Below are 7,307 nucleotides of genomic sequence, written 5' to 3' on the forward strand. Positions count from 1 at the left end.
ACGTCAGGCCGGACCGCGTCGGGCTTTGCAGGCGCGACCGTCGCCGGCGCCGCACCCGCGGCCGGCGCCGCACCCGCGAACAGCACCCCGAACAGCACGGCGAGCACCCCACCGACGCCGGCGCTCCATCCGGTGGCGAGACCGGCACGGCGACGCCCGTCGGCCCGCCTGCGGAGGTGGTGGCGCTCGGGCCGGTTCATCGGGGAGGTCCTCTCGTCGGGTGGCTGGCGATCCCGAGTCTCGGCACTGGTCCTTAGGGATTCCTCAGAACCGGGCGCAGCTCGGAGTCCTGCTTCGCGGCGATGGGGCGAGGATGACGTGTCGAGACCGAGCCGCTTGGGGGTGCCGATGCTCACGATCATGGACGTGGACGCGACGGAGTCCGAGGTGAGCGACTACCTGCTCGCCCACAGCACGGCCGCGGACCCCCTGCTGCGCGAGCTGGCGGCGGAGACGGCGACCGCGTTCCCGGACGTCGACGGGATGCGGATCTCGCACGACGAGGGGGTGCTGCTGGGGATGCTGGTCCGTCTCGTCGGAGCGCGCCGTGCTGTCGAGGTGGGCGTCTTCACCGGCTACTCGTCGGTGTGCATCGCGCGGGCTCTCCCGGCCGACGGGCATCTCCTGGCCTGTGACGTCAACGGCGAGTGGACCGCGGTCGCCCGCCGGTACTGGGCGCGCGCGGGCGTCGCGGATCGGATCGACCTCCGACTCGCGCCCGCCGCCGAGACCCTGCAGGCCCTGCCACGTGATCCCGTCATCGACTTCGCCTTCGTGGACGCCGACAAGCCGAGCTACCCGATCTACTACGAGGAGTTGGTGACCAGGCTGCGGCCTGGTGGAGTCATGGTGCTGGACAACGTGCTGCTCGGCGGGCGGGTGCTGGACGACGCGGACACCAGCGCCGCCGCCGCGACGATGCGGCAGGTCAACGACACGGTCGCCGCCGACGAGCGCGTGGAATCGGTGATGCTGCCGGTGCGTGATGGGATCTCGATCGTGCGCAGGCGGACGGGCTGAGGCTCGATCGCCTCGACCTGTGCGGTCTGCCGGGACCCGTTCTGCCTCGCACCCACCCGGCACCTCGACCACATCGTGCAACGCAGACCCGGCGGGCCCACCACGTTCCCCAACGGGCATGGCGTGTGCGTCCGCGGGAGCCAGGTCTGCACCGGCCGCGCCGGACCGGCCCCCTGACCGGGCAGGATGGTCACGTGACCTCGACGGACATCACATCACCGCGCGTACTCGTGGTGGAGGACGACCCCGAGCTGCAGGCCATGCTCGTCGCCCTGCTGAGCGACGACGGCTACCGCGTCGAGGCCGCCTCGGACGGCCACCGCGGCCTGCACCTGGGCCTCACCCGCAGCTACGACGTGCTGCTGCTCGACCGCAGGCTGCCCGCGATCGACGGCGTCGACCTCCTGGGCAGGCTCCGCGGTCGCGGCGTGACGACGCCGGTACTCATGCTCTCGGCGCTGGCCAACCCGTCGGACCGGGTGGAGGGCCTCGACGCGGGTGCCGAGGACTACCTGGGCAAGCCCTTCGACGTCGACGAGCTGCTCGCCCGGCTGCGGGCCCTGCGCCGCAGGCATCTCGACACCGCCCGCTCGCTGCCGCTGGGCGTGGGCCGGCTCGACCTGGACGCGCGCCTCGTCGTCACCGCCGACGACCGCGAGGACATCCGGCTCTCCGCTCGCGAGTGCGCGCTGCTGGCCACCCTGGCCGGGCGCCCGACCCAGGTCCACAGCCGCCCGGACCTCCTCGTGATCGTCTTCCCCGAGGCGGGCAGCGAGATCGTGGTCGACACCTACGTCCACTACCTGCGCCGCAAGCTCGGCCGCGGCATCGTCGCCACCGTGCGAGGACGCGGCTACCAGCTGGGTTCACTGTGACGTTCGGCGGAAGGATCGGCGGGCGGACCGGACGCCCGCACAACTCCGACGCCGCGCTGGTCCGCCGCGCCACGATCCGCCTCGGAGCCCAGGCAACGATCGTGACCGCGGTGGTCGTGGCGCTCATCGCCGCGGTCGCGCTCGTGGTGTTCCTGCACGCCCGCAGCGCGGACGACGACGCCGCGCTGGCCGTCACCACCGCGCGGGCCGACGACGTCGACGACCCGCCGTCGGGGATGTGGCTGGCGATGCGGACCGAGGGCCGGACCGTGGCGACCAGCGGCCACCCACCGGGCCTGCCACTCGTCGCGGCGCTGGACCGGGTCGAGGCGAGCGGCGCCACGGAGGTCGTCCGCACCAGGGTCGGCAGCCGCGACATGCTGGTGCGAACCGAGCGGCACACCAGCACCGAGGACGGGACGGTGGTGGTGCAGGCCGCGCTCGACCTGGACCCCGAGCACCGCCAGCTCGCCGAGCTGCTCCAGTCGCTGGCCATGGTGGGGGTCGCCGGGCTGCTGCTGGCCGCGGTCGCGGGCAGCCTGCTCGCCCGCAGCGCGGTCCGCCCGATGGAGACGGCGCTGACGCTGCAGCGCCGCTTCGTCGCCGACGCGAGCCACGAGCTGCGCACGCCACTTACGCTGCTCAGCACCCGCACGCAGCTGCTGCGCCGCCGCGTCCGCGCAGGGACGCTCGACGCCGCCGCGGTGGCGGCCGACGTCGACGGCGTGGTGCTCGACGCGGAACGGCTGGCCGGCATCCTCGACGACCTGCTCCTCGCGGCCGACCCACGGTCCGCGGGCCCCGCCGAGGCGGTGGACGTCGCCGCCACGGCCGACGAGGTGGTGGCCGCCGTCGCCCCGGCCGCGGACACCGCTGGCATGACGATCTCAGCACGGCGCCCGCCCGCACCGGTGATCGTGCTGGGCTCTCCCGCCGGGCTGCGGCGCGCGGTGACGGCGCTGGCCGACAACGCGATCCGGCACGCGGCCACCGAGGTGCTGGTGGAGGTCACCACGTCGGGAGAGTGCGTGGTGGTGGAGGTCACCGACGACGGGCCCGGCATCGACGCGTCGATGCTGCCGCGGTTGTTCGACCGGTTCGCCTCCACCGGTGAGTCCGGCGGGGTCGGGCCGCGCCGCTACGGACTCGGGTTGGCGCTGGTCAGCGAGATCGTGGACCGTCACGGCGGCTCCGTGACGGCGTCCAACGCACCCGGTGGCGGCGGCGCGGTACTGCGCGTCGAACTGCCCCGCGCCACCGCGACGTTCCAAGGAACCTCTCAGGATGCGCCGACAGGCTGAGCTCATGCCCACCTTCATCGGCGCCCTGCCCGTGCACGTGCTCGTGGTGCACGCCGTCGTGGTGCTGGTCCCCCTCTCGGTCCTGGGTGCGATCGTCGTGTCGCTGTGGCCCGCGGCGCGGCGCCGCTACGGCTGGCTCGTCGTCGGGGTCGCGGTGGTGGCCACCGCCTGCATCCCGATCGCCACGTCCAGCGGGGAGGGGCTGGAGCACCGCCTTCCCCGCACCCCGTTGCTCGAGGTCCACACCCACCTCGGCGACCAGCTCCTCGTCTTCGTCGCGGGGATGCTCGTGTTCCTCGTCGCGTTCACGGTGATCCACCAGCGCGCGGGCACGCTCGGCCGCCGGGAGGGCCCTGGCACGATGACCGGGCCGGCCGCTCCCCCGCGCCTGGCCGGTCCGATGCGCATCGTCGCGGGCGTGCTCGCGGCGCTGACCGTGGTGCTCGCCGTCGTGTCGGCCGTGCAGGTCTACCGGATCGGCGACTCGGGCGCCACTGCGGCGTGGAGCGGCAGGCAGTACGTCACGCAGTCCCCGGGACCGCGCCCCGGTGGGGCCGCGGGCTGAGGCCGGGCCTCACGGCACCAGCAGGTCGAACGCCCCCAGCAGCCCGGCCAGGTAGGCCCGCGCCGACTCACCGACCACCTCGTCGGGCGGCACGAAACGCGGGTGGTGCAGCCCCGGGGCACCGGGCGTGCCGTCGTCGGTGCCGACGAAGAGCATCACCGACGGCACCGCCGCCGAGTAGTGCGCGAAGTCGTCGGCACCGCACGACCGGAACTCGGCCGGCGTCAGCGCGAGCCCGGGCAGGTGCGCGGCGCTGGCCCTCGCCAGGGCGGGGTCGTTGACGAGCGCGGGCTCGCCGTCGACCACCGTCAGCGAGCCCGTGCAGCCGTAGGCCGCGGCCGTGTGGGTCACGACGTCACGCGCGGCCTCCTGCAGCATTCCGCGGTCGGCCGCGGACATGGCCCGCAGCGTCGCCCGCGCGCTCGCCTGCGTCGGGATGATGTTCGGGGCGCTCCCGGCGTGCATCTCCCCCACGGTCAGCACGGCCGCGTCCAGGGGATCGACGCGGCGCGACACCAGGTGGTGCAGCGCCACCACGATCTGCGCCAGCGCGAGCACCGGGTCGACCGTGTGGTGCGGGTAGGCGCCGTGGCCGCCCGGCCCGGTCACGAGGATGTCCAGCTCGTCGGCGGAGGAGTTCACCGCGCCCTCGCTGGTGCCGACAGCCCCCCGTGGCAGCACGGGCTGGACGTGCGCCGCGACGACGGCGCGGACGTCGTGGGCGGTGAACCCGGGGTCGGCCAGCACGTCGGGCGCACCGACCGGGGCCAGCTCCTCCCGGGGCTGCAGCAGCACGACCACACCGTGGGGCAGCTCGACCTGCCGGGCCGCCCGCGCGAGGGCGACGACGGCCGCGCAGTGCACGTCGTGGCCGCACGCGTGCATGACGTTGGAGGTGGACGCCCAGTCCAGCCCGCTCTGCTCCCGCAGCGGCAGGCCGTCGAGCTCGGCGCGCAGCACCACCGCGGGCCCGGTGGCCGGGCCGATCCGCAGCACGCGGCCGGTGCCCGCCACCCGCGTGCCCGGGAGCCCGATGGCCGCGCAGATCGCGTCCGCCGTGTCGTCCTCCTCACCGGAGCGGCGGGGGTCGGCGTGCAACCGGTGCCGCAGCGCGACGGCGGCGGGCAGCTCGGCGGCGACGAGGTCGGGCAGGTGATCCACGGGCGCCACCCTGCCCGGCACCGCAGCGAGCACGCCCGGCGGGTCAGCGCTCGACGCGCAGGCCCACGCCCTCGCCCTCGCCCTCGCCGGTCACCCGTACCGCCTGGCCGGCCCGCACCTCGCCGCCGAGCAGCATCCGGGACAGCCGCCGCTCCACCTCGCGCGCGACCGTGCGGCGCAGCGGGCGTGCCCCGAGCTCGGGGCGGTGGCCCAGGCGCGCCAGCACATCGACCGCGTCGTCGTCCACGAGCAGGTCGACGCCCTGAGCCCGCAGCCGGTCGCGCGTCTCGTCCAGCAGCATCGCGGTGATGCGGTGCAGCTCTGAGCGGCCGAGCGCCGCGAACAGCACGACGTCGTCGACGCGGTTGAGGAACTCGGGACGGAACTGGCGCCGGACCGCGAACTGCACGACCTCGGGGTCCGCGCCGGAGAGGATCTCCTCGGCCCCCAGGTTGCTCGTCATGATCACGATGGTGTGCCGGAAGTCGACGACGCGGCCGCGGGCGTCGGTGAGGCGCCCGGCGTCGAGCACCTGCAGCAGCGTGGCGGTGACGTCGACGTGGGCCTTCTCGATCTCGTCGAGCAGCAGCACCGTGTAGGGGTCGCGGCGCACCGCCTCGGTGAGCTGGCCGGCCTCGTCGTAGCCGACGTGCCCGGGCGGCGCGCCGATGAGGCGCGTGACCGACGACCGGTCGGCGTACTCGCTCATGTCGAGTCGCACCAGGCGCTCCGGCGAGCCGAACAGCGCCTCGGCCAGCGCGCGGGCCAGCTCGGTCTTGCCCACGCCGGTCGGGCCGAGGAACAGGAACGACCCGACCGGACGTCCCGGGTGCCCGAGCCCGGCGCGGCCGGCGCGCACGGCGTCGGCCACCGCCTCCACGGCCTCGTCCTGCCCGACGATGCGCCGGTGCAGCAGCTCCTCCAGGCGCAGCAGCCGGTCGCGCTCCACCGTGCCCAGCTCGGCGACCGGGATGCCCGTTCGCCGCGAGACCACCTGCGCCACGTCGTCGGCGGTGATCTCCGGCGTGCCGCCGGTCTTCGTCATGCTGATCGCGGAGGCTGCGAGCTCGTCGATGGCCCGGGTGAGCTCCATCGCCCGTTCGAAGTCCTCGGCGTCCACGGCCACCTCGCGGGCCCGGATCAACTCCTCGACGGTGCGGTCGGCGCCGGCCGCCGGTCCCTGCATCCCGGCCCGGGCGGCGGCGCGGTCGACGAGGTCGATGGCCTTGTCTGGCAGGAACCGGTCGCGGACATAGCGGTCCGACAGGGTGGCGGCGGCCTGCAGCGCGGCGTCGGAGATGAGGACGCCGTGGTGGTGCTCGTACTTGCGTCGCAGCCCGCGCAGGATCGCGACGGTCTCCTCGACGCTCGGCTCGGGCACGGCGACCGGCTCGAACCGGCGCTCCAGGGCGGGGTCCTTCTCGATGTGCTTGCGGTAGTCGCCCACGGTGGTGGCGCCGATCAGCCGCAGCTCTCCGCGGGCCAGCATCGGCTTGAGAATGGTGGCGGCGTCCATCGCGCTGCCCTCGGCCGAGCCCGCCCCGATCACGGTGTGCAGCTCGTCGACGAAGACCACGACCTGCCGCCCGGCCGCCACCACCTCGTCGATCACGGCCGTGAGCCGCTGCTCGAACTCGCCGCGGTACTTCGTGCCCGCCACCATCCCGGCGAGGTCGAGTGCCACGATCCGGACGTCGCGCAGCACCGTGGGCACGTCGCCGTCGACGACGCGCTGGGCGATGCCCTCGACGATGGCGGTCTTGCCGACGCCGGGGTCGCCCACGAGCACCGGGTTGTTCTTGGTGCGCCGGGCCAGCACCTCGAGCACCTGGTCGACCTCGTCGGCGCGGCCGATCATCGGGTCCAGCTTCCCGGCGCGGGCGGCGGCGGTGAGGTCGCGGCCGAAGCGGTCCAGCCGCCGCGTGCCCGCCTGCTTCGCCGCTGGCTGCCCGAGATCGCCGAGCGCGCCGTCGAACGAGCCGTCGAGACCACCCAGCAGCTTGCCGACCAGCGACTCCAGCGAGCCGAACGGGTTGTCCTTGCCGAACGGGCTGTTGGGACCGAACGGGCTGTTGGGACCGAACGGGTCCTCGGGCATGTCCGCCTCCTCCGTGTGGGCGCGCACGAGCCCCACCCCTCCGATGGTGCCTGCCGCGGAGCGTTTCTGCCCACCGTCGGCTGGTGACCCGTCAACTGTTGACGCTGTGCTCCTCGTCGGCGCGGTCCGCCCCGGCGGCCGGGCGCCTGCGGCGCCACACGACCAGGCCGCCGAGCGCGGACAGGGCGGCCAGCGCGGACACCCCGCCCACCAGCGGCGCGCTGACGCCCGCGGGAGAGGGATCGGCGGCGGGGGCGACCGCCGGGGCGACGGCGGCCGCCACCGGC

8 protein-coding genes are annotated in these 7,307 nt (G+C 74.7%); 4 read left to right on the plus strand and 4 right to left on the minus strand.

Annotation, left to right across the window (positions count from 1 at the left end; translation table 11 throughout):
• Positions 1 to 200, minus strand: a 200-nt coding sequence (locus tag JWR81_RS06070; RefSeq protein WP_297647822.1) for a hypothetical protein, incomplete at its 3' end; no start/stop codon positions are given.
• A gap of 160 nt (positions 201 to 360) precedes the next feature.
• Between JWR81_RS06070 and JWR81_RS06075 the strand changes: the two genes are divergently transcribed.
• The 4 genes from JWR81_RS06075 (at position 361) to JWR81_RS06090 (ending at position 3,761) form a co-directional block, all read left to right on the plus strand.
• Positions 361 to 1,020 (plus strand): O-methyltransferase, encoded by a 660-nt coding sequence (locus JWR81_RS06075; RefSeq protein WP_297647824.1) that lies wholly within the window; start codon positions 361 to 363, stop codon positions 1,018 to 1,020.
• A gap of 194 nt (positions 1,021 to 1,214) precedes the next feature.
• Positions 1,215 to 1,895 carry a response regulator transcription factor gene (locus tag JWR81_RS06080; RefSeq protein ID WP_297647827.1) on the plus strand — a complete coding sequence of 227 codons (681 nt, stop codon included), beginning with the start codon at positions 1,215 to 1,217 and terminating at the stop codon, positions 1,893 to 1,895.
• On the plus strand, positions 1,892 to 3,196 hold the full coding sequence (locus JWR81_RS06085; protein ID WP_297647829.1) for a HAMP domain-containing sensor histidine kinase: 1,305 nt from the start codon (positions 1,892 to 1,894) through the stop codon (positions 3,194 to 3,196). Before JWR81_RS06080 ends, JWR81_RS06085 begins: the two co-directional genes overlap by 4 nt.
• 4 nt (positions 3,197 to 3,200) lie before the next feature.
• Complete coding sequence (locus JWR81_RS06090) at positions 3,201 to 3,761, plus strand: DUF2231 domain-containing protein (RefSeq protein ID WP_297647830.1); 561 nt, start codon at positions 3,201 to 3,203, stop codon at positions 3,759 to 3,761.
• A gap of 9 nt (positions 3,762 to 3,770) precedes the next feature.
• Here JWR81_RS06090 and JWR81_RS06095 read toward each other — a convergent pair whose 3' ends face one another.
• The 3 genes from JWR81_RS06095 to JWR81_RS06105 all read right to left on the minus strand — a co-directional run.
• Positions 3,771 to 4,922, minus strand: coding sequence for a M20 family metallopeptidase (locus JWR81_RS06095; RefSeq protein ID WP_297647833.1), 1,152 nt, complete (start codon positions 4,920 to 4,922; stop codon positions 3,771 to 3,773).
• A gap of 43 nt (positions 4,923 to 4,965) precedes the next feature.
• Entirely contained in the window at positions 4,966 to 7,056 is a 2,091-nt protein-coding gene (locus JWR81_RS06100; protein ID WP_297647836.1) for an ATP-dependent Clp protease ATP-binding subunit, read from the minus strand.
• 55 nt (positions 7,057 to 7,111) lie between these two features.
• On the minus strand, positions 7,112 to 7,307 hold a 196-nt coding region (locus JWR81_RS06105), incomplete at its 5' end, for a hypothetical protein (RefSeq protein WP_297647840.1).

This window comes from Pseudonocardia sp., assembly GCF_025965585.1.
In the GTDB taxonomy this organism is placed as follows: Bacteria; Actinomycetota; Actinomycetes; order Mycobacteriales; family Pseudonocardiaceae; genus Pseudonocardia.